Origin of the sequence: Bacillus pumilus, from assembly GCF_900186955.1 — a bacterium.
Taxonomy (GTDB): Bacteria; Bacillota; Bacilli; order Bacillales; family Bacillaceae; genus Bacillus; species Bacillus pumilus.
In genome coordinates this window covers 132,751-153,593 of sequence record NZ_LT906438.1, presented here as the reverse complement: position 1 = coordinate 153,593, position 20,843 = coordinate 132,751, and the positions used below count along the sequence as shown (strand labels likewise).

35 protein-coding genes and 1 pseudogene are annotated in these 20,843 nt (G+C 42.0%); all 36 read right to left on the bottom strand.

The window, feature by feature from the left end; genetic code table 11:
* Positions 1–77: 77 nt before the first annotated feature.
* A complete protein-coding gene (gene rplQ / locus CKW02_RS00880) occupies positions 78–440 on the bottom strand; it encodes a 50S ribosomal protein L17 (RefSeq protein WP_003216944.1) in 363 nt (120 codons plus the stop codon).
* Between the two features lie 76 nt (positions 441–516).
* Positions 517–1,461 carry a DNA-directed RNA polymerase subunit alpha gene (locus tag CKW02_RS00875; protein WP_003217009.1) on the bottom strand — a complete coding sequence of 315 codons (945 nt, stop codon included), beginning with the start codon at positions 1,459–1,461 and terminating at the stop codon, positions 517–519.
* Positions 1,462–1,636: 175 nt separating this feature from the next.
* Positions 1,637–2,032 (bottom strand): 30S ribosomal protein S11, encoded by a 396-nt coding sequence (gene rpsK, locus CKW02_RS00870; protein ID WP_003217231.1) that lies wholly within the window; start codon positions 2,030–2,032, stop codon positions 1,637–1,639.
* A gap of 20 nt (positions 2,033–2,052) precedes the next feature.
* On the bottom strand, positions 2,053–2,418 hold the full coding sequence (gene rpsM, locus CKW02_RS00865) for a 30S ribosomal protein S13 (protein ID WP_003217023.1): 366 nt from the start codon (positions 2,416–2,418) through the stop codon (positions 2,053–2,055).
* 21 nt (positions 2,419–2,439) lie between these two features.
* The gene (gene rpmJ / locus CKW02_RS00860; RefSeq protein ID WP_003156543.1) at positions 2,440–2,553 is read right to left on the bottom strand and encodes a 50S ribosomal protein L36; all 114 of its coding nucleotides are present in this window, start codon (positions 2,551–2,553) and stop codon (positions 2,440–2,442) included.
* Between the two features lie 31 nt (positions 2,554–2,584).
* Positions 2,585–2,803: a translation initiation factor IF-1 gene (gene infA / locus CKW02_RS00855; protein ID WP_003217190.1), complete on the bottom strand. Its 219-nt coding sequence runs from the start codon at positions 2,801–2,803 to the stop codon at positions 2,585–2,587.
* Positions 2,781–3,088, bottom strand: a pseudogene (locus CKW02_RS20390) (KOW domain-containing RNA-binding protein). Before CKW02_RS20390 ends, infA begins: the two are co-directional and overlap by 23 nt.
* Positions 3,089–3,115: 27 nt before the next feature.
* Positions 3,116–3,862: a type I methionyl aminopeptidase gene (gene map, locus CKW02_RS00845; protein WP_003217210.1), complete on the bottom strand. Its 747-nt coding sequence runs from the start codon at positions 3,860–3,862 to the stop codon at positions 3,116–3,118.
* On the bottom strand, positions 3,859–4,512 hold the full coding sequence (locus tag CKW02_RS00840; RefSeq protein ID WP_003216971.1) for an adenylate kinase: 654 nt from the start codon (positions 4,510–4,512) through the stop codon (positions 3,859–3,861). Before CKW02_RS00840 ends, map begins: the two co-directional genes overlap by 4 nt.
* Before the next feature lie 55 nt (positions 4,513–4,567).
* Positions 4,568–5,860 carry a preprotein translocase subunit SecY gene (secY, locus tag CKW02_RS00835; RefSeq protein WP_012008710.1) on the bottom strand — a complete coding sequence of 431 codons (1,293 nt, stop codon included), beginning with the start codon at positions 5,858–5,860 and terminating at the stop codon, positions 4,568–4,570.
* 1 nt (position 5,861) lies between these two features.
* On the bottom strand, positions 5,862–6,302 hold the full coding sequence (gene rplO / locus CKW02_RS00830) for a 50S ribosomal protein L15 (protein WP_003216888.1): 441 nt from the start codon (positions 6,300–6,302) through the stop codon (positions 5,862–5,864).
* A 30-nt stretch (positions 6,303–6,332) separates the two neighbouring features.
* Positions 6,333–6,515, bottom strand: coding sequence for a 50S ribosomal protein L30 (gene rpmD, locus CKW02_RS00825; RefSeq protein ID WP_003217067.1), 183 nt, complete (start codon positions 6,513–6,515; stop codon positions 6,333–6,335).
* 13 nt (positions 6,516–6,528) lie between these two features.
* Positions 6,529–7,029 carry a 30S ribosomal protein S5 gene (rpsE, locus tag CKW02_RS00820; RefSeq protein ID WP_003217179.1) on the bottom strand — a complete coding sequence of 167 codons (501 nt, stop codon included), beginning with the start codon at positions 7,027–7,029 and terminating at the stop codon, positions 6,529–6,531.
* A 24-nt stretch (positions 7,030–7,053) separates the two neighbouring features.
* Positions 7,054–7,416 carry a 50S ribosomal protein L18 gene (gene rplR, locus CKW02_RS00815; protein WP_003216951.1) on the bottom strand — a complete coding sequence of 121 codons (363 nt, stop codon included), beginning with the start codon at positions 7,414–7,416 and terminating at the stop codon, positions 7,054–7,056.
* A gap of 32 nt (positions 7,417–7,448) precedes the next feature.
* Positions 7,449–7,985, bottom strand: a complete 537-nt coding sequence (gene rplF / locus CKW02_RS00810) for a 50S ribosomal protein L6 (protein ID WP_003217186.1) — start codon at positions 7,983–7,985, stop codon at positions 7,449–7,451.
* A 31-nt stretch (positions 7,986–8,016) separates the two neighbouring features.
* A complete protein-coding gene (gene rpsH / locus CKW02_RS00805) occupies positions 8,017–8,415 on the bottom strand; it encodes a 30S ribosomal protein S8 (protein ID WP_003217040.1) in 399 nt (132 codons plus the stop codon).
* A gap of 31 nt (positions 8,416–8,446) precedes the next feature.
* Positions 8,447–8,632, bottom strand: a complete 186-nt coding sequence (gene rpsN, locus CKW02_RS00800) for a 30S ribosomal protein S14 (RefSeq protein ID WP_008356542.1) — start codon at positions 8,630–8,632, stop codon at positions 8,447–8,449.
* Positions 8,633–8,654: 22 nt separating this feature from the next.
* Positions 8,655–9,194 carry a 50S ribosomal protein L5 gene (rplE, locus tag CKW02_RS00795; RefSeq protein ID WP_003217159.1) on the bottom strand — a complete coding sequence of 180 codons (540 nt, stop codon included), beginning with the start codon at positions 9,192–9,194 and terminating at the stop codon, positions 8,655–8,657.
* Between the two features lie 25 nt (positions 9,195–9,219).
* Entirely contained in the window at positions 9,220–9,531 is a 312-nt protein-coding gene (gene rplX, locus CKW02_RS00790) for a 50S ribosomal protein L24 (protein WP_003217151.1), read from the bottom strand.
* 35 nt (positions 9,532–9,566) lie between these two features.
* The gene (gene rplN, locus CKW02_RS00785; protein WP_003216882.1) at positions 9,567–9,935 is read right to left on the bottom strand and encodes a 50S ribosomal protein L14; all 369 of its coding nucleotides are present in this window, start codon (positions 9,933–9,935) and stop codon (positions 9,567–9,569) included.
* Between the two features lie 39 nt (positions 9,936–9,974).
* Positions 9,975–10,238: a 30S ribosomal protein S17 gene (gene rpsQ / locus CKW02_RS00780; RefSeq protein ID WP_003216906.1), complete on the bottom strand. Its 264-nt coding sequence runs from the start codon at positions 10,236–10,238 to the stop codon at positions 9,975–9,977.
* A 25-nt stretch (positions 10,239–10,263) separates the two neighbouring features.
* On the bottom strand, positions 10,264–10,464 hold the full coding sequence (gene rpmC / locus CKW02_RS00775; RefSeq protein WP_003217155.1) for a 50S ribosomal protein L29: 201 nt from the start codon (positions 10,462–10,464) through the stop codon (positions 10,264–10,266).
* Positions 10,454–10,888 (bottom strand): 50S ribosomal protein L16, encoded by a 435-nt coding sequence (gene rplP, locus CKW02_RS00770; protein ID WP_003217039.1) that lies wholly within the window; start codon positions 10,886–10,888, stop codon positions 10,454–10,456. The genes rpmC and rplP overlap by 11 nt, the downstream gene beginning before the upstream one ends.
* Before the next feature lies 1 nt (position 10,889).
* A complete protein-coding gene (gene rpsC / locus CKW02_RS00765) occupies positions 10,890–11,546 on the bottom strand; it encodes a 30S ribosomal protein S3 (protein ID WP_003217241.1) in 657 nt (218 codons plus the stop codon).
* 3 nt (positions 11,547–11,549) lie between these two features.
* A complete protein-coding gene (gene rplV / locus CKW02_RS00760) occupies positions 11,550–11,891 on the bottom strand; it encodes a 50S ribosomal protein L22 (protein ID WP_007496316.1) in 342 nt (113 codons plus the stop codon).
* A gap of 17 nt (positions 11,892–11,908) precedes the next feature.
* Positions 11,909–12,187 carry a 30S ribosomal protein S19 gene (rpsS, locus tag CKW02_RS00755; RefSeq protein ID WP_003216920.1) on the bottom strand — a complete coding sequence of 93 codons (279 nt, stop codon included), beginning with the start codon at positions 12,185–12,187 and terminating at the stop codon, positions 11,909–11,911.
* 57 nt (positions 12,188–12,244) lie between these two features.
* Positions 12,245–13,078 carry a 50S ribosomal protein L2 gene (gene rplB / locus CKW02_RS00750; protein WP_003217065.1) on the bottom strand — a complete coding sequence of 278 codons (834 nt, stop codon included), beginning with the start codon at positions 13,076–13,078 and terminating at the stop codon, positions 12,245–12,247.
* A 28-nt stretch (positions 13,079–13,106) separates the two neighbouring features.
* Positions 13,107–13,394, bottom strand: a complete 288-nt coding sequence (gene rplW, locus CKW02_RS00745) for a 50S ribosomal protein L23 (protein WP_003217016.1) — start codon at positions 13,392–13,394, stop codon at positions 13,107–13,109.
* Positions 13,394–14,017 (bottom strand): 50S ribosomal protein L4, encoded by a 624-nt coding sequence (gene rplD / locus CKW02_RS00740; RefSeq protein ID WP_003217216.1) that lies wholly within the window; start codon positions 14,015–14,017, stop codon positions 13,394–13,396. The genes rplW and rplD overlap by 1 nt, the downstream gene beginning before the upstream one ends.
* A 27-nt stretch (positions 14,018–14,044) precedes the next feature.
* Positions 14,045–14,674, bottom strand: a complete 630-nt coding sequence (rplC, locus tag CKW02_RS00735; protein WP_003217069.1) for a 50S ribosomal protein L3 — start codon at positions 14,672–14,674, stop codon at positions 14,045–14,047.
* A 37-nt stretch (positions 14,675–14,711) separates the two neighbouring features.
* Positions 14,712–15,020, bottom strand: a complete 309-nt coding sequence (gene rpsJ, locus CKW02_RS00730; RefSeq protein WP_003156464.1) for a 30S ribosomal protein S10 — start codon at positions 15,018–15,020, stop codon at positions 14,712–14,714.
* A 218-nt stretch (positions 15,021–15,238) separates the two neighbouring features.
* A complete protein-coding gene (locus CKW02_RS00725; RefSeq protein WP_003217236.1) occupies positions 15,239–16,198 on the bottom strand; it encodes an alpha/beta fold hydrolase in 960 nt (319 codons plus the stop codon).
* Between the two features lie 109 nt (positions 16,199–16,307).
* Positions 16,308–17,498: an elongation factor Tu gene (tuf, locus tag CKW02_RS00720; protein WP_003217109.1), complete on the bottom strand. Its 1,191-nt coding sequence runs from the start codon at positions 17,496–17,498 to the stop codon at positions 16,308–16,310.
* A gap of 118 nt (positions 17,499–17,616) precedes the next feature.
* The gene (gene fusA / locus CKW02_RS00715; protein WP_050945820.1) at positions 17,617–19,695 is read right to left on the bottom strand and encodes an elongation factor G; all 2,079 of its coding nucleotides are present in this window, start codon (positions 19,693–19,695) and stop codon (positions 17,617–17,619) included.
* 54 nt (positions 19,696–19,749) lie between these two features.
* Entirely contained in the window at positions 19,750–20,220 is a 471-nt protein-coding gene (gene rpsG, locus CKW02_RS00710; protein ID WP_003216884.1) for a 30S ribosomal protein S7, read from the bottom strand.
* A 120-nt stretch (positions 20,221–20,340) separates the two neighbouring features.
* Positions 20,341–20,760, bottom strand: a complete 420-nt coding sequence (gene rpsL / locus CKW02_RS00705; RefSeq protein ID WP_003216962.1) for a 30S ribosomal protein S12 — start codon at positions 20,758–20,760, stop codon at positions 20,341–20,343.
* Positions 20,761–20,843 lie beyond the last annotated feature (83 nt).

The following is a 20,843-nucleotide window of genomic DNA, read 5'->3' as shown; positions in this document are numbered from 1 at the left end:
AAAAGCCGTAGTATCTAAAAAAGGGCATAGATCCAGTTATGAACTGTCCCGCCCTTTCTTAGATACACGCTATGTGATTAAACTAATTCAATGACAGCCATTGGTGCGCCATCGCCGCGACGAGGTCCAAGCTTCATGATACGAGTGTATCCACCTTGGCGATCTTCGTAGCGAGTTGCAACGTCAGCGAATAATTTTTGAAGTGCATCTTGGTTTGTTTCAGCGTTAGCTACTTCATTACGAATGTAAGCTGCAGCTTGACGGCGAGCATGAAGATCTCCGCGTTTGCCAAGAGTGATCATTTTTTCAACTACAGAGCGAAGTTCTTTCGCACGTGTTTCAGTTGTTTCGATGCGTTCGTTGATGATCAAATCAGTCGTTAGGTCACGAAGCATTGCTTTACGTTGTGCACTAGTGCGTCCTAGCTTTCTGTATGCCATGTGATGTCCCCTCCTTAGTTAGAGAATGCTGTATGAATAAAAAACACACGAAAATCCTAGTTCACAATGAAACTAGTCAATCGTCTTTACGAAGACCCAGTCCAAGTTCTTCTAGTTTCGCTTTCACTTCTTCAAGAGATTTACGTCCAAGGTTACGAACTTTCATCATATCCTCTTCTGTCTTGTTAGCAAGCTCTTGAACAGTATTAATACCCGCACGCTTCAAACAGTTGTAAGAACGAACAGAAAGATCAAGCTCTTCAATTGTCATTTCAAGCACTTTTTCTTTTTGGTCTTCTTCTTTCTCAACCATAATCTCAGCATGCTGAGCTTCGTCAGTTAACCCAACGAAAATATTCAGGTGTTCAGTTAAAATCTTAGAACCTAGAGCGATCGCTTCTTTCGGTCCTGTGCTTCCATCAGTCCATACATCTAGTGTTAATTTATCATAGTTTGTGATTTGCCCAACACGGGTGTTCTCCACTTGATAAGTCACACGAGAGACAGGTGTATAGATTGAGTCGATCGGAATCACACCGATTGGCTGATCGTCTCTTTTGTTTGCATCAGCAGGATTATACCCGCGACCTCTTTGTGCAGTTAAGCGAACACGGAAGCTCGCATTCTTGCCAAGAGTTGCGATGTGGAGATCTGGATTTAAGATTTCAATATCGCTGTCGTGTGTAATATCAGCAGCTGTTACAGTACCTTCATCTTGTACATCAATTTCAAGCGTCTTCTCTTCTTCAGAGTAGATTTTGAGTGCAAGCTTTTTAATGTTTAAGATAATCGTTGTAACATCTTCAACCACGCCTTCGATCGTTGAGAATTCGTGTAAGACACCATCTATCTGGATCGATGTTACAGCTGCACCAGGAAGTGAGGATAAAAGGATACGACGAAGGGAGTTCCCTAAAGTGGTACCATATCCACGCTCAAGTGGCTCTACGACAAACTTGCCATACTTGGCATCGTCGCTGATTTCAACCGTTTCGATTTTTGGTTTTTCAATTTCGATCATCTAATAAAACCCTCCTTCAAAACGTCGAAACCTCGAATAGAATCATATGAGATTCCATCCGAAATTCCTCATTGTTTAGTCCCGTATGTGCTCAGGCAACGAGTCGTGTATTCGTCTCATAAATAACTGTATCATAACCCATTATTGACAGGGACACAAAATCTATACAAACAAATTACACGCGGCGACGTTTTGGTGGACGGCATCCGTTATGAGGAACTGGAGTTACGTCTCTGATTGCAGTAACTTCAAGACCTGCAGCTTGAAGTGCACGAATTGCAGCTTCACGACCAGAACCAGGACCTTTAACAGTTACTTCAAGTGTTTTAAGACCATGTTCGATAGAACCTTTAGCAGCAGTTTCAGCAGCCATTTGTGCAGCGAAAGGAGTAGATTTACGAGAACCTCTGAATCCTAATGCACCAGCACTTGACCAAGAAATTGCGTTTCCATGAACATCAGTAATCGTTACAATCGTGTTGTTGAAAGTGGAACGAATATGAGCGATTCCAGCTTCAATATTCTTTTTCACGCGACGTTTACGCGTATTTTGTTTACGAGCAGCAGCCATTCTTTAACTACCTCCTTTACTTATTTTTTCTTGTTAGCTACAGTACGACGCGGACCTTTACGAGTACGCGCGTTGTTTTTTGTGTTTTGTCCACGAACAGGAAGTCCTCTACGATGACGGATTCCGCGGTAGCTTCCGATTTCAATTAGACGCTTAATGTTAAGTGAAACTTCACGACGAAGGTCACCTTCTACTTTAAGTTTGTCAATGATATCACGGATTTTACCAAGTTCGTCTTCAGTTAGATCGCGAACGCGAGTGTCTTCAGAAACACCTGCTTCTTTAAGGACTTGTTGCGCAGTCGTACGACCAATTCCAAAAACATATGTTAAAGAAATGACAACACGTTTATCACGTGGAATATCTACACCAGCAATACGAGCCATGATTTGGGCACCTCCTTGTTATTAGCCTTGTTTTTGTTTATGTTTTGGGTTTTCACAGATCACCATTACTTTTCCTTTTCTGCGAATAACTTTACATTTTTCACAGATAGGTTTAACAGATGGTCTCACTTTCATGTGTTTCCAACCTCCTTCTTCCGGAGTTGCTTTATTTGTAACGGTACGTAATTCTACCACGAGTTAAGTCATATGGAGATAATTCTACCGTAACTTTGTCTCCAGGTAAAATGCGAATGAAGTGCATACGGATTTTTCCTGATACATGAGCCAAAACTGTATGACCATTCTCTAGTTCAACTTTGAACATTGCATTTGGCAAAGTTTCTGCTACAGTACCTTCCACTTCAATTACATCGTCTTTCGCCATTCAAGTGTTCTCCCTTCTTCAAATCAGTAACTTGCTCTCTGACAAATGTCCAAATGAGTTCATCTCAATTGTCCATCTATCACCCGACCTGTTTTGAATATACTGTTCTGAACTTCCGGAGATACGCAACCATAAAAGGTTATATGATTGATATTTTTTCTTAGGAGAATGAAATTTACGCTTTTCTCCGTCTGCGATTAGTACATGGCAGCCACCGAACATGCCGATGACACCTGTATACTGATCTTGTTCTTTCCTTTGGACTATACAGACAACCTGCCCGATTTGGGCCTGAAAGGCTTCAGTGAAGACCTAAATCTTAGTCAGTATATCAAAACCTGTATCTGTAATCGCAATCGTATGCTCAAAGTGAGCACACTTTTTCCCATCAACCGTTACAACCGTCCAGTTATCAGCCAATGTTTTCACATATCGGCTGCCTGCGTTCACCATCGGTTCGATGGCCAACACCATTCCAGGTTTTAGCCGCGGGCCTTTGTTGGGCGGACCATAATGAGGAATTTGAGGGTCCTCATGAAGATCCTGTCCGACCCCATGTCCAACATATTCTCTAACAACTGAGAAATTCTCGTTTTCTACATACGTTTGTATGGCATGGGAAATGTTCGACAGACGTTCGCCTGGCTTTGCTTCCTGTAAGCCTTTATATAGAGATTCCTCTGTGACTTCCAGTAGTTTGCGGTCTTCATCACTGATTACCCCAACTGGATAAGTCCAAGCAGAGTCACCATGATAGCCATTTAACTTTGCGCCAATATCGATACTAATGATGTCACCATCACGTAAAACCCGTTTACCAGGAATACCGTGAACGAGTTCTTCATTCACCGAAACGCAAATGCTCCCGCGAAAACCATTATACCCTTTAAAAGATGGGATTGCACCCTGCTTTGTAATAAAACGTTCGGCAATTTGATCCAATTCTTTTGTCGAAATACCTGGTTTTATGTGTTTCTTCAGCTCTTCATGAGTCAGTGCGACAATGCGTCCAGCTTCTCTCATAATCTCAAGCTCGCGAGGAGTTTTACAGATAATCATTTATTTAATCCCCCAAGCAGGTCCTTGATATCTGCATATACATCGTTAATGTGTTTTGCACCATCAATGTTTGCAAGATATCCTTTTTCTGAATAGAAGTTCAGTAAAGGTTCAGTCTGCTTTAAGTTTACTTCAAGTCTAGTCGAAACGGTTTCTGCATTATCATCTGCACGTTGATAAAGCTCGCTTCCACACTTATCGCAAACATTTTCTTTCGCAGGTGGATTGAATACTAAATGATAGGTTGCTCCGCAATTTTTGCAAATTCTTCGGCCAGTCAGACGCTTCATCAATGCATCTTTATCGACTTTAATATTAATGACATAATCAATCGTTCTGCCAAGGTCCTTTAGAATGTCTTCTAAAGCTTCAGCCTGAGCGACTGTTCGCGGAAATCCGTCCAGAAGAAAACCTTGTTCACAATCATTTTTGCCAAGTCTTTCTCTAACAATACCAATTGTGACCTCATCAGGAACAAGCTCTCCTTTATCGATAAAGGATTTTGCTTCGAGCCCAAGTTGTGTCTCCTCTTTCATAGCAGCGCGGAACATATCTCCTGTTGAGATATGAGGGATCCCATAATCATCAACAATTCGTTCTGCCTGAGTGCCTTTACCAGCACCCGGAAGCCCCATTAAGACTAAGTTCATTTCGGATTTCCCCTTCCTTACTTAGAGAGGTTGGGCAGGAGCCCAGCCCTCTGTTTTATTTCATAAATCCACGGTAGTTTCGTTTCACTAATTGGCTTTCAAGCTGTTTCATTGTTTCAAGTGCAACACCTACAACAATGAGAAGACTTGTGCCGCCAATTTGTGCAGCGGAAGGTAATCCAGCGAATTGAATGAAAAAGATAGGAAGTATTGAAATCACGGCTAAGAAAATGGCGCCCACAAACGTGAGTCGGTACAAAATGCTCGTAATTCTATCTTGAGTCATTTTCCCTGGACGAACTCCCGGGATATAGCCACCCTGCTTTTGCAGATTTTCAGCCATTTGTTCAGGATTCACTTGGACAAAGGCATAAAAATATGTGAAAGCAACAATCAGTGCTACATAAATCGTCATACCGATTGGCTTAGTATAGTCAAAGTTGTTGGTTATCCAAGTTGTCACATTATTGGTTCCGAAGAACGATGCGACCGTCTGCGGAGTAATAATGAAAGAAACGGCAAAGATGACTGGAATCACCCCTGCTGGATTCACTTTCAATGGAAGGTGCGTTGCTTGACTAGCAGACATTTGTGCACGGCCAGTTCCTTTTGAATATTGAATCGCAATCTTTCTCACTGCCATTTGAATGTAAATAACACCAATAACAATGACAAGAATAGCAATGACAATAAGGGCAATTTTCAGGATTTGCATGAACAACTGTCCATCTCCACCTACAAACTGCTGAGCGTACACTTGTTTTAATGTTTGAGGGATACCTGCGATGATCCCGGCAAAGATAATAATCGAAATACCGTTACCAACACCGTGAGCAGTAATCTGCTCTCCCAGCCACATTAAAAATGCTGTTCCCGCAGTGAGTACGACCGCAATTAAGAGGTACGTTGAAACACCTGGGTTTTCAATCAGCATGCCTCCTGCCATATTGTTGAATCCATATGACATTCCTAACGCCTGGATAAAACCTAGAACAATTGTAAAATACCTTGTGAATTGTGCTAATTTTCGGCGGCCAACCTCTCCTTGCTTTGACCACTCAGTGAACTTCGGAACAACATCCATCTGCAAGAGCTGAATGATGATCGAAGCGGTGATATACGGCATAATCCCCATTGCAAGAATGGAGAATTGGAAAAGTGCCCCGCCCCCAAACGTGTTGAGGATCCCGAAAACACTCATTTGATCCTGTGCCTGGAGAACTTCGGCGTTCACATTAGGCACAGGGATGAAAGCACCTATACGAAAGACGATTAACATTAAAAGAGTGAATATAATCTTATTCCGTATATCTTTCACGCGCATAAAATTGGAGATTGTCTTAAACAAGTTAGATCACCTCGGCTGTACCGCCAGCAGCTTCAATAGCTTCTTTCGCAGAAGCAGAGAATTTATTGGCTTTTACAGTTAATTTTTTTTCTAATTTACCGTTGCCAAGAATTTTTACTCCTGCTTTTAACTTGCTTATTGCACCAGTCTCTAGAAGAAGTTCAGGAGTTACTTCCGTTCCTTCGTCAAAACTGTTTAATCTGTCTAAGTTGATTACCGCGTAATCTTTACGGTTGATGTTTGTAAAACCACGTTTTGGAAGACGTTGGAATAAAGGCATCTGACCACCTTCGAAACCAGGGCGTACACCGCCGCCAGAACGAGCGTTTTGACCTTTATGACCTTTACCAGAAGTTTTACCGTTACCTGATCCAATACCACGACCAACACGGTTGCGTACTTTACGTGAACCTTCTGAAGGCTTCAATTCATGAAGTTTCATTTGGGCACCTCCTTATCGATTAAAAATGTTTTATTGTTCTTTAACAGAAACTAAATGAGACACCTTGTTAATCATGCCGCGGATCGCTGCATTGTCTTCATGTACGACTGTTTGGTTTGTTTTCTTAAGACCAAGAGTACGAACAGTGACACGCTGATCTTCTGGGCGACCGATTACACTGCGTTTGAGGGTAATTTCTAATTTATTTGCCATTAATGTTCCCTCCTTATCCTAACAGGTCTTCTACAGATTTTCCACGAAGCTTCGCAACGTCTTCAGCACGTTTAAGTTCACTTAAACCCTGAAGTGTTGCGCGGATCATGTTGATCGGTGTATTAGAACCTAGAGATTTAGAAAGGATATCAGCTAGACCAGCAAGCTCAAGAACCGCACGCACTGGGCCTCCAGCGATAACTCCTGTACCTTCTGAAGCAGGCTTCAATAGAACGTTTCCTGCACCGAATCGACCGATGATTTCATGTGGAATTGTAGTTCCAACCATTGGTACTTCAATTAAATTCTTTTTCGCATCTTCAACAGCTTTGCGGATCGCTTCTGGTACTTCTTGTGCTTTACCAGTACCGAAACCTACATGACCGTTTTTGTCACCGACAACAACTAAAGCTGCAAAACGGAAACGACGTCCACCTTTAACAACTTTCGCTACGCGGTTAACCGTAACTAAGCGTTCTTCTAACTCTAATTTGCTTTGGTCAATACGACTCATTCGGATGTGTCCCTCCTTCTTTTATTAAAATTTAAGTCCAGCCTCACGAGCAGCTTCAGCTAGAGCTTTTACACGTCCATGATATAAGTATCCTCCGCGGTCAAATACCACGTTAGAGATTCCTTTTTCAACAGCACGTTTTGCAACAAGTTCGCCAACTTTAGTAGCAGCTGCAGCGTCAGAACTATTCTCGATCTTTAACTCTTTATCAAGAGTAGAAGCACTTACAAGTGTTACACCGTTAACATCATCAATTACTTGAGCGTAGATGTTCTTGTTAGAACGGAAAACGTTAAGGCGAGGTCTTTCAGCAGTACCTGAAAGTTTCGCACGAACACGAGCGTGTCTTTTAAGACGAGTAGCGTTTTTGCTAGTTTTCGTAATCATCCGAGTCACTCCTTTCTTCACATTAAGCGATCTTACTTACCAGTTTTTCCTTCTTTACGGCGAACGAATTCACCTTCGTAACGAATTCCTTTACCTTTGTAAGGCTCTGGAGAACGGACAGCGCGGATGTTAGAAGCTAGAGCTCCCACACGCTCTTTATCGATACCTTTAATGACTACTTTCGTTTGAGATGGAACTTCGACTTCAACTCCAGCCTCAGGAACGATTTCAACTGGATGAGAGTATCCAACGTTAAGAACAAGTTTGTTTCCAGATTTAGCTGCACGGTAACCGACACCGATAAGTTCTAAACCTCTTTCGAAACCTTTAGATACACCTTCAACCATGTTTGCAATTAAGCTACGTGTTGTACCATGTAATGCACGGTGTTCTTTATGATCAGACGGACGGCTTACAGTTAAGACGCTGTCCTCAATTTTAATTTCCATATCAGGGTGAAATGTACGAGTTAGTTCACCTTTTGGTCCCTTTACTGTCACTGTGTTATCGTTGTTTGTCACAGTAACTCCTGAAGGGATCTCGATTAGTTTTTTACCTATACGAGACATACCAAGCACCTCCATTCATCTTAAACTTTTTTTACCATACGTAAGCAAGTACTTCTCCACCAGCTTGTTTAGCACGGGCTTCTTTGTCCGATAAAACACCTTGTGATGTAGAAATAATTGCGATTCCAAGTCCGTTAAGTACACGTGGTACTTCATTTGATTTCGCATATACACGTAAACCAGGTTTACTGATTCTTTTTAGACCAGTGATAACACGTTCGTTGTTTTGGCCATATTTAAGGAACATACGGATAATTCCTTGTTTGCTGTCTTCTACATATTCAACGTCACGGATAAAACCTTCACGCTTTAAGATTTCAGCAATTTCTCTTTTGATTTTTGAAGCCGGTACTTCTAGCTTCTCATGACGTACCATGTTCGCATTGCGAATACGAGTCAGCAAATCTGCAATCGGATCTGTCATAACCATTATTTAATAACCTCCTTCCCATTTATGGGGATTACCAGCTGGCTTTTTTAACGCCAGGAATTTGTCCTTTATATGCAAGTTCGCGGAAACAAATACGGCAAAGTTTAAACTTGCGAATTACTGAATGTGGACGTCCACAACGTTCGCAGCGCGTATACTCTTGAACTTTAAACTTTTGTTTGCGTTGTTGTTTCGCAATCATAGACTTTTTAGCCACGATTTCGCCTCCCTTTCATTGATTATTTCTGGAACGGCATACCTACTTGAGTTAATAACTCACGTGCTTCTTCGTCCGTATTGGCAGTCGTAACGATAACGATATCCATACCGCGGACTTTTGTTACTTTATCGTAATCAATTTCTGGGAAGATTAACTGTTCTTTAATACCAAGCGTGTAGTTTCCACGACCGTCGAAAGATTTCTTAGAAATCCCGCGGAAGTCACGTACACGTGGTAAAGATACAGAAATAAGTTTATCAAGGAAATCGTACATGCGCTCTCCGCGAAGTGTTACTTTCGCACCGATTGGCATTCCTTCACGTAGACGGAATCCAGCAATAGACTTCTTCGCACGAGTAACGACAGGTTTTTGACCAGCGATAAACGTTAATTCTTCAACAGCAGTATCGATTGCTTTAGCGTTTTGAACGGCGTCACCAACACCCATGTTGATCACGATTTTTTCGATTTTTGGCACTTGCATTACTGATTTGTATTCAAACTTAGAAACTAATGCAGGTGTAATTTCTTTTACATACTTTTCTTTAAGGCGGTTCATGAGAAAGACCTCCCTTCCTTATTTACTATTTATCTAGAACTTGCCCAGATTTTTTCGCTACACGGACTTTCTTTCCGTCCTCAACTTTATACCCAACACGTGTCACTTCACCCGTTTTAGGATCAAGCGGCATTACGTTTGATACGTGGATCGGCGCTTCTTGTTCAGAAATTCCGCCCTGAGGGTTAGCTTGGGTTGGTTTAGAGTGTTTTTTCACAAGGTTAATACCTTCTACTAAAACACGGTCATTCTTAGGGAAAGCAGCAAGGATGACTCCTTGTTTACCTTTATCTTTACCAGAGATAACCACTACTTTATCGCCCTTTTTAACATGCATTTAATCGCACCTCCTTGAGTCGCGGATTGTATTCATTAAAGTACTTCTGGTGCTAGAGAAACAATTTTCATATAGTTGTTTTCACGAAGTTCACGTGCTACTGGTCCGAAGATACGAGTTCCACGTGGGCTCTTGTCGTCACGGATAATGACACATGCATTTTCATCGAAGCTGATGTAAGATCCATCGTTTCTGCGAGCTCCGCTCTTTGTACGAACGATAACTGCTTTCACAACTTCACCTTTTTTGACAACGCCTCCTGGTGTTGCTTGTTTAACCGTACAAACAATGACATCACCGATGTTAGCCGTCTTACGTCCAGAGCCACCAAGAACTTTAATCGTTAGTACTTCGCGTGCGCCAGAGTTGTCAGCTACTTTTAAACGAGTCTCCTGTTGAATCATTAATGTTACCTCCTTTCGGAAAAAGAAATCCGAACTTTATTAGATAATAACGGCTTCTTCGACAACTTCAACTAGACGAAAGCGTTTAGTCGCAGATAAAGGACGAGTTTCCATGACCTTTACGATGTCTCCGATTTTTGCTTGGTTGTTTTCATCATGTGCTTTGAACTTTTTAGAGTATCTTACACGTTTGCCATAAAGTGAATGCTTTTTGTATGTTTCAACTACAACAGTGATGGTTTTATCCATTTTGTCAGAAACAACACGACCTTGATACACTTTACGTTGGTTACGTTCGCTCATGTTTGCGGGGCCTCCCCTCTAATTATTATTTATTAGCAGCGATTTCTCTTTGACGAATCACAGTTTTCATGCGTGCGATTGATTTACGCACTTCACGAATGCGAGCAGTGTTTTCAAGCTGCCCAGTCGCTAATTGGAAACGAAGATTGAAAAGTTCTTCTTTAAGAGACTTTACTTTTTGTTCAATTTCAGCAGTGGTAAGGTCACGAATTTCATTAGCTTTCATTTGATTCACCACCAATTTCTTCACGTTTTACGAACTTCGTTTTAATTGGCAATTTGTGAGATGCAAGACGAAGAGCTTCACGAGCAACTTCTTCAGACACACCAGAAATTTCAAATAAAACTTTGCCTGGTTTTACTACAGCCACCCATCCTTCTGGAGCACCTTTACCGGAACCCATGCGGACCTCTAGAGGTTTAGCTGTGTATGGCTTAGAAGGGAAAATTTTAATCCAAACTTTACCGCCACGTTTCATGTAACGAGTCATAGCAATACGAGCAGCTTCGATTTGACGGTTCGTGATCCAAGAAGCTTCTTGAGCTTGGATACCGTACTCACCGAAATGTACTTCAGTACCACCTTTTGCACGTCCACGCATTTTTCCACGATGTTCTCTGCGATACTTCACGCGTTTTGGCAATAACATATTATTTTCCTCCTTCCGCAGTATTCTTCTTAGTTGGAAGGACTTCTCCACGATAGATCCATACTTTTACGCCAAGCTTACCATAAGTAGTGTCAGCTTCAGCAGTAGCATAGTCGATGTCAGCACGAAGTGTGTGCAACGGAACAGTACCTTCACTGTAATATTCAGAACGAGCAATATCTGCACCGCCAAGACGACCAGAAACCATTGTTTTGATTCCTTGTGCTCCAGCACGCATTGTGCGTTGGATTGTTTGTTTTTGTGCACGACGGAATGAAATACGATTTTCAAGTTGACGAGCAATGTTTTCAGCAACTAGCTGAGCATCAAGATCTGCTCTTTTGATTTCAAGGATGTTGATGTGTACACGTTTGCCAGTTAGGCTGTTAAGAGCTTTACGAAGTGCTTCAACTTCAGATCCGCCTTTACCAATTACCATACCTGGTTTAGCCGTGTGGATTGTGATATTTACGCGGTTTGCAGCACGTTCGATTTCTACTTTAGAAACAGACGCGTCAGACAAACGCTTGCTGATGAATTCACGGATTTTCAAGTCTTCATGTAAGAAGTCAGCGTAATCTTTTCCTGCGAACCATTTAGATTCCCAATCACGAATGACGCCAATACGAAGACCTACTGGATTTACCTTTTGACCCACGGATTATCCCTCCTTCTTTTCTGATACAACGATTGTAATGTGGCTAGTACGTTTGTTAATTGCGCTCGCACGACCCATAGCACGTGGACGGAATCTCTTAAGTGTTGGACCTTCGTCAACGAATGCTTGAGTAATCACTAGGCTGTTAGCGTCCAACTCGTAGTTGTGCTCAGCGTTTGCGATAGCAGATTTTAATACTTTTTCAATAATTGGTGAAGCAGCCTTAGGTGTAAGGTTTAAGATAGAAACTGCTTCTCCTACTTGCTTACCTCGGATCAGGTCCATTACTAGACGTGCTTTACGAGGAGCAATACGGACTGTTCTTGCGACAGCTTTAGCTTGCATTTAAAAGCCTCCTCTCATTAGCGTCTTGTTTTTTTATCGTCACTAGCATGACCTTTGTAAGTACGGCTTGGTGCGAATTCGCCCAATTTGTGACCTACCATATCTTCAGAAATGAAAACAGGTACATGTTTGCGTCCGTCATAGACAGCGATTGTGTGACCGATGAATTGTGGGAAAATTGTAGAACGACGAGACCAAGTTTTTACGACTTGCTTTTTGTCAGTTTCATTCAATTTCTCGACTTTAGCCATCAAATGATCATCAACAAATGGTCCTTTTTTTAAGCTGCGAGCCATTGTGGAACCTCCCTTCGTGATTGAACTACGGTCCTAAATGAACCGTAGACAACCCCGTTACTTGTTTTTACGACGACGTACAATGAATTTATCAGACTTGTTGGTTTTCTTACGAGTCTTGAATCCAAGAGTCGGTTTGCCCCAAGGAGACATTGGTGATTTACGTCCGATTGGAGCACGTCCTTCACCACCACCGTGTGGGTGATCGTTAGGGTTCATTACAGAACCACGAACTGTTGGGCGTACGCCTTTCCAGCGTGAACGTCCAGCTTTACCGATGTTAATTAATTCGTGTTGCTCGTTTCCAACTTGACCGATAGTCGCACGGCAAGCAGAAAGAATCATACGAACTTCTCCTGAGTTCAAACGTACAAGAACGTATTTACCTTCTTTACCAAGAACTTGAGCAGAAGTACCAGCAGAACGAACTAATTGTCCACCTTTACCTGGTTTTAATTCAATGTTATGCACAACTGTACCAACTGGGATGTTGATAAGTGGAAGAGCATTACCTGGTTTGATGTCAGATTCTGGTCCAGAAGTAACTTCAGTACCAACTTGGATTCCTTTCGGAGCAAGAATGTAACGTTTCTCACCATCTGCATAGTTTACAAGAGCGATGTTCGCTGAACGGTTTGGATCATACTCGATTGTAGCAACGCGTCCAGGTATACCGTCTTTATCACGTTTAAAGTCGATGATACGGTATTGACGTTTATGACCGCCACCTTGATGACGAACAGTCATTCTACCTTGGTTGTTACGTCCGCCTTTTCTGTGAAGCGGCGCAAGCAACGATTTTTCTGGTTTGTCAGTCGTGATTTCAGCAAAATCTGAAGTAGTCATGCCACGACGACCATTACTGGTTGGTTTATACTTTTTAATCGCCATTTTGAATTTCCCTCCTTCTTTTTAAGATTTACGCTTCAAAAATTTCGATTTCTTTGCTGTCAGCTGTTAATTTCACGATCGCTTTTCTGCGACGGCTAGTCATACCAGTGTAGCGTCCAACGCGTTTAGATTTCCCTTTGTAATTTTGAACGTTGACTTTCTCAACTTTCACTCCAAAGATTTCTTCAACAGCGTCTTTCACTTCTGTTTTGTTAGCTCTGACATCAACTTCGAACGTGTACTTCTTCTCTGTCATTAGATCAGCAGAACGTTCAGTAATGATAGGGCGCTTTAGAACATCACGAGGATCTTTCATTATGCAAGTCCCTCCTCTACTTTTTCAACCGCTGCTTTAGTGATCAGAAGTTTCTCGTGGTTGACAACGTCAAGAACGTTGATACCGTTAGCTTCAACAACTGTTACTCCAGGGATGTTACGAGCAGATAAAGCAACTGTTTCGTTTGCATCCGCAGTGACGATCAACGCTTTCTTCTCGACAGATAATCCTTTAAGGATGCCTGCGAATTCTTTCGTTTTCACTGCATCAAGAGTCAGATCTTCAAGAACGATGATGTTGTTGTCGATTACTTTAGAAGACAATACTGACTTGATAGCCAAGCGGCGAACTTTTTTAGGTAATTTATAAGAATAGCTGCGTGGTGTTGGACCGAATACGATACCGCCTCCGCGCCATTGTGGTGAACGGATAGAACCTTGACGAGCACGACCAGTACCCTTCTGTCTCCAAGGCTTACGACCTCCGCCACGTACTTCAGAACGAGTTTTTACTTTGTGAGTTCCTTGACGTAAGGAAGCTCTTTGCATAAGAATAGCATCGAATACTACGCTTTCGTTTGGCTCGATTCCAAACACAGAAGCGTTTAATTCGATTTCACCGTTAGTAGAACCGTTTTGGTTAAATAATGCTACTTTTGGCATGACTTGTTTCCTCCTTTCCTAAGAGAGTTATTTAGATTTAACTGCACTCTTTACAGTTACTAGAGATTTTTTAGCTCCTGGTACATTTCCTTTGATCAATAGAAGATTACGTTCTGCATCAACTTTAACGATCTCAAGGTTTTGGACAGTGATTTGCTCTCCGCCCATACGACCTGGAAGAAGTTTACCTTTGAATACTCGGTTTGGATCAACAGGTCCCATTGAACCAGGACGACGGTGGTAACGTGAACCGTGAGTCATTGGTCCGCGTGATTGTCCGTGGCGCTTGATAGCCCCTTGGAATCCTTTACCTTTTGATGTTCCTGTTACATCTACGATATCTCCATTTGCGAAAATATCAACTTTGACTTCCTGACCAACTTCATACGCATCTAACTCCGCACCGCGTAATTCTTTTACGAAGCGCTTAGGAGCAGTTTCCGCTTTAGCAACGTGGCCCTTCTCTGGTTTGTTAGAAAGCTTTTCACGTTTGTCGTCAAAACCGATTTGGATTGCTTCATAGCCATCCGTGTCAGCAGTCTTCTTTTGAAGAACAACGTTAGCAGCAGCCTCAACAACAGTTACAGGGATAAGATCACCGTTTTCTGCGAATACTTGCGTCATACCAATTTTTCTACCTAAGATTCCTTTGGTCATTAGTCACACCTCCTATAATATGTGTTTTCTATTTGAATTAAAGTTTGATTTCGATATCTACACCAGATGGTAAATCTAAACGCATAAGTGCATCAACTGTTTGTGGAGTTGGATTCACGATGTCGATTAGACGTTTGTGAGTACGCATCTCAAATTGCTCACGAGAATCTTTGTACTTATGCACCGCACGAAGGATTGTGTAAACTGATTTTTCAGTTGGAAGCGGGATTGGACCAGATACACTAGCACCAGAACGCTTAGCCGTTTCAACAATCTTCTCAGCAGATTGATCAAGAATTCTATGATCATATGCTTTTAAACGAATACGAATTTTTTGTTTTGCCATTATTTTCCCTCCTTTTCGCCTACTTACGTTAGACAGTTCTCCGTGAGAAAAACCTGATCACCTTGCCATGGCAAAGCGGCCGGGTGTGTCAGCAACCTCTCACTTCATCGCAGTCAAAGACCAACATGCACTATTGTACCAAATTGGCCTGCGTGTTGCAATAATAAATCGGATAAATTTATGATTTGCACACTTTTCATATTATACAGGGGTTGAGCCTATAAATCAAGCTTTCCCTGAAGATGATGTACAGCCGTCTTTTTTATGGTACGAATAAATTCTTCTGGTTCTTCTAGATGCGGGGAATGTGCAGATTCTTTAAAGGTGAACCATTCTTTGACTGGTGCTGTTAATTGCTCAACATAAGGTTTTGATACAGCAACTGGTGTAATCATGTCATATTCACCAATGATAAAGTAACAAGGTATTAATATAGTAGAAACTCGGTATTCAATGCTCTCATTCATCAATTCATTCCATAGCATGTCCTGACTAAGCTTCTGTCCTTTAAGGAAATTCCACTTATCTTTGAGCTGATATTCCTTACTAAAAAGAAATCCGCGTAGCATTTGAATCAGCGGCTTCCACCTATGTGTGAGACCTACGCTTCCGAGCTCTTTATATAGAGAGAACAGAGCATGAGCTGATATTCGTTTCCACGGAGGAGGCGTCAGTAATCGCAGGCAACAAGTAAACAACCGATTTCGTTCGCATTTCTCTAAAAGAAGCTTGTATGACACAATATCTTCTTTTATTACATCTACTACCTGACTAATTCCATAATAAGCGTGATATAGATCTGGGCGCTTATGTACTGCTTGTATGGCGATTAATGACCCCCATGAATATCCGGCGATGTACAATTTTGATTGACCTAGATATGAAAGGACTTTCTCTGTCAGTTCAATCGTATCTTCAATAAATTGCTGAATGGTCATAGAAGTATTGGGGAGGTTCTTTTGATAGGAAAGTCCCGCACCTCGCTGATCCCAATGAACAACTGTAAAATCTTGATTAAGTTCCTCATGAAACGAATCGATATAACTGATTTGAGCGGAGCCGGGCCCACCGTGTAAAAATAAAAGAACAGGCTTCGCTTCACTTGCGTGATCTTCTTTGATCATAATCCATTGGTCAACCCCGCCGATTAACCATTTCTTCAAATATGTCTTCGCCATTCCAGTGATCCTCTCGGTTCCATTTAGATTCTATAGCTTATAGTAGCCGTTCTGATCTGGAAAAGCAAAAAAAGAGACCCTTTTGCAAGGAGTCTCTTTTATATGTTTATTACTTAATGATATTTGAAACGACGCCAGAACCTACAGTACGTCCACCCTCACGGATAGAGAAACGAGTTCCTTCTTCGATAGCGATAGTAGAGATAAGTTCAACTTCCATCTCAGTGTTATCGCCAGGCATAACCATTTCAGTACCTTCTGGAAGATGTACGATACCAGTTACGTCAGTTGTACGGAAGTAGAACTGCGGACGGTAGTTAGCGAAGAATGGAGTATGACGTCCACCCTCTTCTTTAGAAAGTACATAAACTTCAGCTTTGAAACGGCTATGTGGAGTGATTGTACCTGGTTTAGCAAGTACTTGACCACGTTGGATATCTTCACGAGATACACCACGAAGTAGTGCACCGATGTTGTCACCAGCTTCAGCATAGTCAAGAAGTTTACGGAACATTTCAACACCTGTAACAGTTGTTTTACCATTGTCTTCTTGAAGACCGATGATTTCAACTTCGTCACCGACTTTAACTTGTCCACGCTCAACACGACCAGTAGCAACAGTTCCACGACCAGTGATTGAGAATACATCCTCAACTGGCATCATGAATGGCTTCTCAATGTCACGTTCTGGAGTTGGGATGTACTCATCAACCGCATCCATAAGTTCAAAGATTTTTGCTTCGTAATCAGCATCTCCTTCAAGAGCTTTAAGAGCAGAACCTTTGATAACTGGAACATCATCACCAGGGAAGTCATAGTCAGAAAGAAGGTCACGAACTTCCATTTCAACAAGTTCAAGTAACTCTTCATCGTCAACCATGTCACATTTGTTAAGGAATACTACGATGTATGGTACACCTACGTTACGAGAAAGTAGGATGTGCTCACGTGTTTGTGGCATTGGACCATCAGCAGCAGATACTACTAAGATCGCGCCGTCCATTTGAGCAGCACCAGTGATCATGTTTTTAACGTAGTCAGCGTGTCCTGGGCAGTCTACGTGTGCATAGTGACGAGTGTCTGTTTCATACTCGACGTGTGAAGTTGAGATTGTGATTCCACGCTCGCGCTCTTCTGGAGCACCATCGATTTGGTCATATCCCATAGCTGATCCTTTACCAGACTTCTTATGAAGAACTGTTGAGATAGCAGCAGTTAGAGTTGTTTTACCATGGTCAACGTGTCCAATTGTACCAATGTTAGCATGCGATTTGGAACGGTCGAATTTTTCTTTAGCCATTCTAAAAATCCTCCTTAAAGGTTCATTGTATTTGGTATAGAGTGATAGAAAGTGAAGAGTTACCTCTCACTTTCTGATCTTCAATAGTAGTTATACTTTAGTTTAAAGGCAAAATCAATTATTCACCTTTATTTTTTTTGATGATTTCTTCACTAATGCTCTTAGGCACTTCTTCGTAGTGATCCATGTGCATAGTGAAAGTACCGCGTCCTTGTGTGTTAGAACGGAGTGAAGTTGCATATCCGAACATTTCAGAAAGTGGAACCATTGCGCGAACAACTTGAGCGTTACCGCGAGCTTCCATACCTTCTACACGTCCACGACGAGATGTGATATCACCCATGATGTCTCCCATGTATTCTTCAGGGATAACGACTTCTACTTTCATCATTGGCTCAAGTAGAACTGGGTTACATTTGCTGACAGCATTTTTCAACGCCATAGATGCAGCAATTTTAAACGCCATTTCGTTAGAGTCAACATCGTGGTATGATCCATCAAATAATTTAGCTTTGATGTCGATTAATGGGAATCCAGCTAATACACCATTTTCAAGTGAATCTTCAAGACCTGCTTGAATAGCTGGAATGTATTCACGAGGAACAACCCCACCGACGATTGCATTTTGGAATTCGAAGCCTGCGCCTTCTTCGTTTGGTTCGAATTCGATCCAAACGTGTCCGAACTGACCACGTCCACCAGACTGACGTACGAATTTACCTTCAACTTTTGCACCAGAACGGAATGTTTCACGGTACGCAACTTGAGGAGCACCTACGTTAGCTTCAACCTTGAACTCACGCTTCATACGGTCAACAATGATATCAAGGTGAAGCTCACCCATACCAGAGATGATCGTTTGACCAGTTTCAGGGTTTGTTTGTGTACGGAATGTTGGATCCTCTTCAGCTAGTTTAGCTAAAGCGATACCCATTTTATCTTGATCAGCTTTTGATTTAGGCTCGATTGCTACATCGATAACTGGCTCTGGGAATTCCATAGACTCAAGGATAACAGTATCTTTCTCGTCACAAAGAGTGTCACCAGTAGATGTATCTTTAAGACCAACAGCTGCTGCGATATCTCCTGCATATACAGTAGAGATTTCTTCACGGCTGTTTGCGTGCATTTGAAGGATACGTCCAACACGCTCACGCTTGTTCTTAGAAGAGTTCTTCACGTATGAACCTGAAGCAAGTGTTCCAGAGTATACGCGGAAGAAAGTTAGTTTCCCAACATAAGGGTCAGTCATAACTTTAAATGCAAGAGCTGCGAATGGTGCATCATCAGTAGACTCACGAACAACCTCTTCATTTGAATCTGGCAGGATACCTTTGATTGCAGCAACATCAGTTGGTGCAGGAAGGTAATCAAGCACAGCATCAAGTACAAGCTGAACACCTTTGTTTTTGAAAGCAGATCCAACAAGAACTGGGTAGAATTCAACATTCAACGTTCCTTTACGGATTGCAGCTTTCAATTCAGGAATTGTAATTTCTTCACCCTCAAGGTATTTTTCCATAAGCTCTTCATCAAGCTCAGCGACAGCTTCAATAAGGCTGTTGCGAAGCTCTTCAGCTTTGTCTTTATACTCAGCAGGGATTTCTTGTGCATCAGAGCGAGTTCCAAGGTCATCTTCGTAGAAGTATGCTACGTTATCTACAAGGTCGATGATTCCTTCGAATTGATCTTCAGCGCCGATCGGCAATTGAATTGCATGAGCGTTCGCTTGAAGACGATCTCTTAATGTGCCTACAGAGTAAAGGAAGTCCGCACCGGTTTTATCCATTTTGTTAACGAATACGATACGAGGTACTCCGTAAGTTGTTGCTTGGCGCCAAACTGTTTCAGTTTGTGGCTCTACACCTGATTGTGCATCAAGAACTGCTACCGCACCATCAAGTACACGTAAAGAACGTTCAACTTCAACAGTGAAGTCTACGTGTCCTGGTGTATCGATGATGTTTACACGGTAACCTTTCCATTGTGCTGTAGTAGCAGCAGAAGTGATTGTAATACCACGTTCTTGCTCCTGCTCCATCCAGTCCATTTGGGAAGCTCCTTCGTGAGTTTCACCAATTTTATGGATACGACCAGTGTAGTATAAGATACGCTCAGTCGTTGTCGTTTTACCAGCATCGATGTGAGCCATGATACCAATATTACGAGTTTTGTCTAAGGAGAACTCTCTTGCCATTGGGTAATTTCTCCTTCCTTATTAGGGAATAGTTTTTTTAGTTTGGTATAAATCCTACCAGCGGTAGTGAGCGAATGCTTTGTTCGCTTCTGCCATTTTGTGTGTATCTTCACGTTTCTTAACAGCAGCACCAGTGTTGTTAGCTGCATCAAGGATTTCGTTAGCAAGACGCTCTTCCATCGTTTTTTCTCCACGAAGACGAGCGTAGTTTACTAACCAGCGAAGACCTAAAGTAGTACGACGGTCTGGGCGAACTTCTACAGGAACTTGGTAGTTAGCTCCACCTACACGACGTGCTTTAACTTCAAGAACTGGCATGATGTTTTTCAAGGCTTGTTCGAAAACCTCCATCGCTTCATTACCAGTACGTTCTTTGATGATATCAAATGACTTGTAGAGAATTGTTTGTGACTTTCCTCTTTTACCGTCGATCATCATTTTGTTGATCAAACGAGATACAAGTTTAGAATTGTAAATTGGATCTGGCAATACGTCTCTTTTTGCTACAGGACCTTTACGTGGCATCTGATAGCCTCCCTTCTCATTTAAAAGGATTTCTATCTGTCTCTCATCTCAATATCATTGTCAGTTGCCTGACTCCACTGATCTGATATCAACTTCTAAAAACCCTTATGTTTGTTTGTATTATTTACTTTGTTTAGGGCGTTTTGTTCCGTATTTAGAACGTCCTTGCATACGACCGTCAACTCCGGCAGTATCAAGCGCACCACGAACGATGTGGTAACGTACACCCGGTAAGTCTTTTACACGTCCGCCACGGATAAGTACTACACTGTGCTCTTGTAGATTATGTCCGATACCAGGAATGTAAGCTGTTACCTCAATCAGGTTAGACAAACGTACACGAGCATATTTACGTAGTGCTGAGTTTGGTTTTTTCGGTGTCATTGTGCCGACACGAGTACAAACCCCGCGCTTCTGTGGAGATGTTACGTTAGTGTGCTCTTTTTTGAAACTGTTGTATCCTTTGTTAAGTGCAGGAGACTTTGAGTTTTCAACTTTACTCACGCGTCCTTTGCGTATTAGCTGATTAATTGTAGGCATGTTGTTATTCCTCCCTTCGTTGCTTTTTTTATAACCCACATACCCAGGTGGTTCATTAAAAGGCAAAAAACAATGCTTTTGCA

Excerpts from the sequence above, each read along its gene's own strand:
- rplQ (WP_003216944.1), bottom strand. The coding sequence starts at position 440 with ATGGCATACAGAAAGCTAGGACGCACTAGTGCACAACGTAAAGCAATG.
- CKW02_RS00875 (WP_003217009.1), bottom strand. The coding sequence starts at position 1,461 with ATGATCGAAATTGAAAAACCAAAAATCGAAACGGTTGAAATCAGCGAC.
- rpsK (WP_003217231.1), bottom strand. The coding sequence starts at position 2,032 with ATGGCTGCTGCTCGTAAACAAAATACGCGTAAACGTCGCGTGAAAAAG.
- rpsM (WP_003217023.1), bottom strand. The coding sequence starts at position 2,418 with ATGGCTCGTATTGCTGGTGTAGATATTCCACGTGATAAACGTGTTGTC.
- rpmJ (WP_003156543.1), bottom strand. The coding sequence starts at position 2,553 with ATGAAAGTGAGACCATCTGTTAAACCTATCTGTGAAAAATGTAAAGTT.
- infA (WP_003217190.1), bottom strand. The coding sequence starts at position 2,803 with ATGGCGAAAGACGATGTAATTGAAGTGGAAGGTACTGTAGCAGAAACT.
- map (WP_003217210.1), bottom strand. The coding sequence starts at position 3,862 with ATGATTATCTGTAAAACTCCTCGCGAGCTTGAGATTATGAGAGAAGCT.
- CKW02_RS00840 (WP_003216971.1), bottom strand. The coding sequence starts at position 4,512 with ATGAACTTAGTCTTAATGGGGCTTCCGGGTGCTGGTAAAGGCACTCAG.
- rplO (WP_003216888.1), bottom strand. The coding sequence starts at position 6,302 with ATGAAACTTCATGAATTGAAGCCTTCAGAAGGTTCACGTAAAGTACGC.
- rpmD (WP_003217067.1), bottom strand. The coding sequence starts at position 6,515 with ATGGCAAATAAATTAGAAATTACCCTCAAACGCAGTGTAATCGGTCGC.
- rpsE (WP_003217179.1), bottom strand. The coding sequence starts at position 7,029 with ATGAGTCGTATTGACCAAAGCAAATTAGAGTTAGAAGAACGCTTAGTT.
- rplR (WP_003216951.1), bottom strand. The coding sequence starts at position 7,416 with ATGATTACGAAAACTAGCAAAAACGCTACTCGTCTTAAAAGACACGCT.
- rplF (WP_003217186.1), bottom strand. The coding sequence starts at position 7,985 with ATGTCTCGTATAGGTAAAAAACTAATCGAGATCCCTTCAGGAGTTACT.
- rpsH (WP_003217040.1), bottom strand. The coding sequence starts at position 8,415 with ATGGTTATGACAGATCCGATTGCAGATTTGCTGACTCGTATTCGCAAT.
- rplE (WP_003217159.1), bottom strand. The coding sequence starts at position 9,194 with ATGAACCGCCTTAAAGAAAAGTATGTAAAAGAAATTACACCTGCATTA.
- rplX (WP_003217151.1), bottom strand. The coding sequence starts at position 9,531 with ATGCATGTTAAAAAGGGCGATAAAGTAGTGGTTATCTCTGGTAAAGAT.
- rplN (WP_003216882.1), bottom strand. The coding sequence starts at position 9,935 with ATGATTCAACAGGAGACTCGTTTAAAAGTAGCTGACAACTCTGGCGCA.
- rpsQ (WP_003216906.1), bottom strand. The coding sequence starts at position 10,238 with ATGAGCGAACGTAACCAACGTAAAGTGTATCAAGGTCGTGTTGTTTCT.
- rpmC (WP_003217155.1), bottom strand. The coding sequence starts at position 10,464 with ATGAAAGCTAATGAAATTCGTGACCTTACCACTGCTGAAATTGAACAA.
- rplP (WP_003217039.1), bottom strand. The coding sequence starts at position 10,888 with ATGTTATTGCCAAAACGCGTGAAGTATCGCAGAGAACATCGTGGAAAA.
- rplV (WP_007496316.1), bottom strand. The coding sequence starts at position 11,891 with ATGCAAGCTAAAGCTGTCGCAAGAACAGTCCGTATTGCTCCTCGTAAA.
- rpsS (WP_003216920.1), bottom strand. The coding sequence starts at position 12,187 with ATGGCTCGCAGCTTAAAAAAAGGACCATTTGTTGATGATCATTTGATG.
- rplB (WP_003217065.1), bottom strand. The coding sequence starts at position 13,078 with ATGGCGATTAAAAAGTATAAACCAACCAGTAATGGTCGTCGTGGCATG.
- rplW (WP_003217016.1), bottom strand. The coding sequence starts at position 13,394 with ATGAAAGATCCTCGTGATGTTCTAAAGCGCCCTATCATTACTGAACGT.
- rplD (WP_003217216.1), bottom strand. The coding sequence starts at position 14,017 with ATGCCAAAAGTAGCATTATTTAACCAAAACGGTTCTACTAACGGTGAA.
- rplC (WP_003217069.1), bottom strand. The coding sequence starts at position 14,674 with ATGACCAAAGGAATCTTAGGTAGAAAAATTGGTATGACGCAAGTATTC.
- rpsJ (WP_003156464.1), bottom strand. The coding sequence starts at position 15,020 with ATGGCAAAACAAAAAATTCGTATTCGTTTAAAAGCATATGATCATAGA.
- CKW02_RS00725 (WP_003217236.1), bottom strand. The coding sequence starts at position 16,198 with ATGGCGAAGACATATTTGAAGAAATGGTTAATCGGCGGGGTTGACCAA.
- tuf (WP_003217109.1), bottom strand. The coding sequence starts at position 17,498 with ATGGCTAAAGAAAAATTCGACCGTTCCAAATCGCATGCTAACATTGGT.
- fusA (WP_050945820.1), bottom strand. The coding sequence starts at position 19,695 with ATGGCAAGAGAGTTCTCCTTAGACAAAACTCGTAATATTGGTATCATG.
- rpsG (WP_003216884.1), bottom strand. The coding sequence starts at position 20,220 with ATGCCACGTAAAGGTCCTGTAGCAAAAAGAGACGTATTGCCAGATCCA.
- rpsL (WP_003216962.1), bottom strand. The coding sequence starts at position 20,760 with ATGCCTACAATTAATCAGCTAATACGCAAAGGACGCGTGAGTAAAGTT.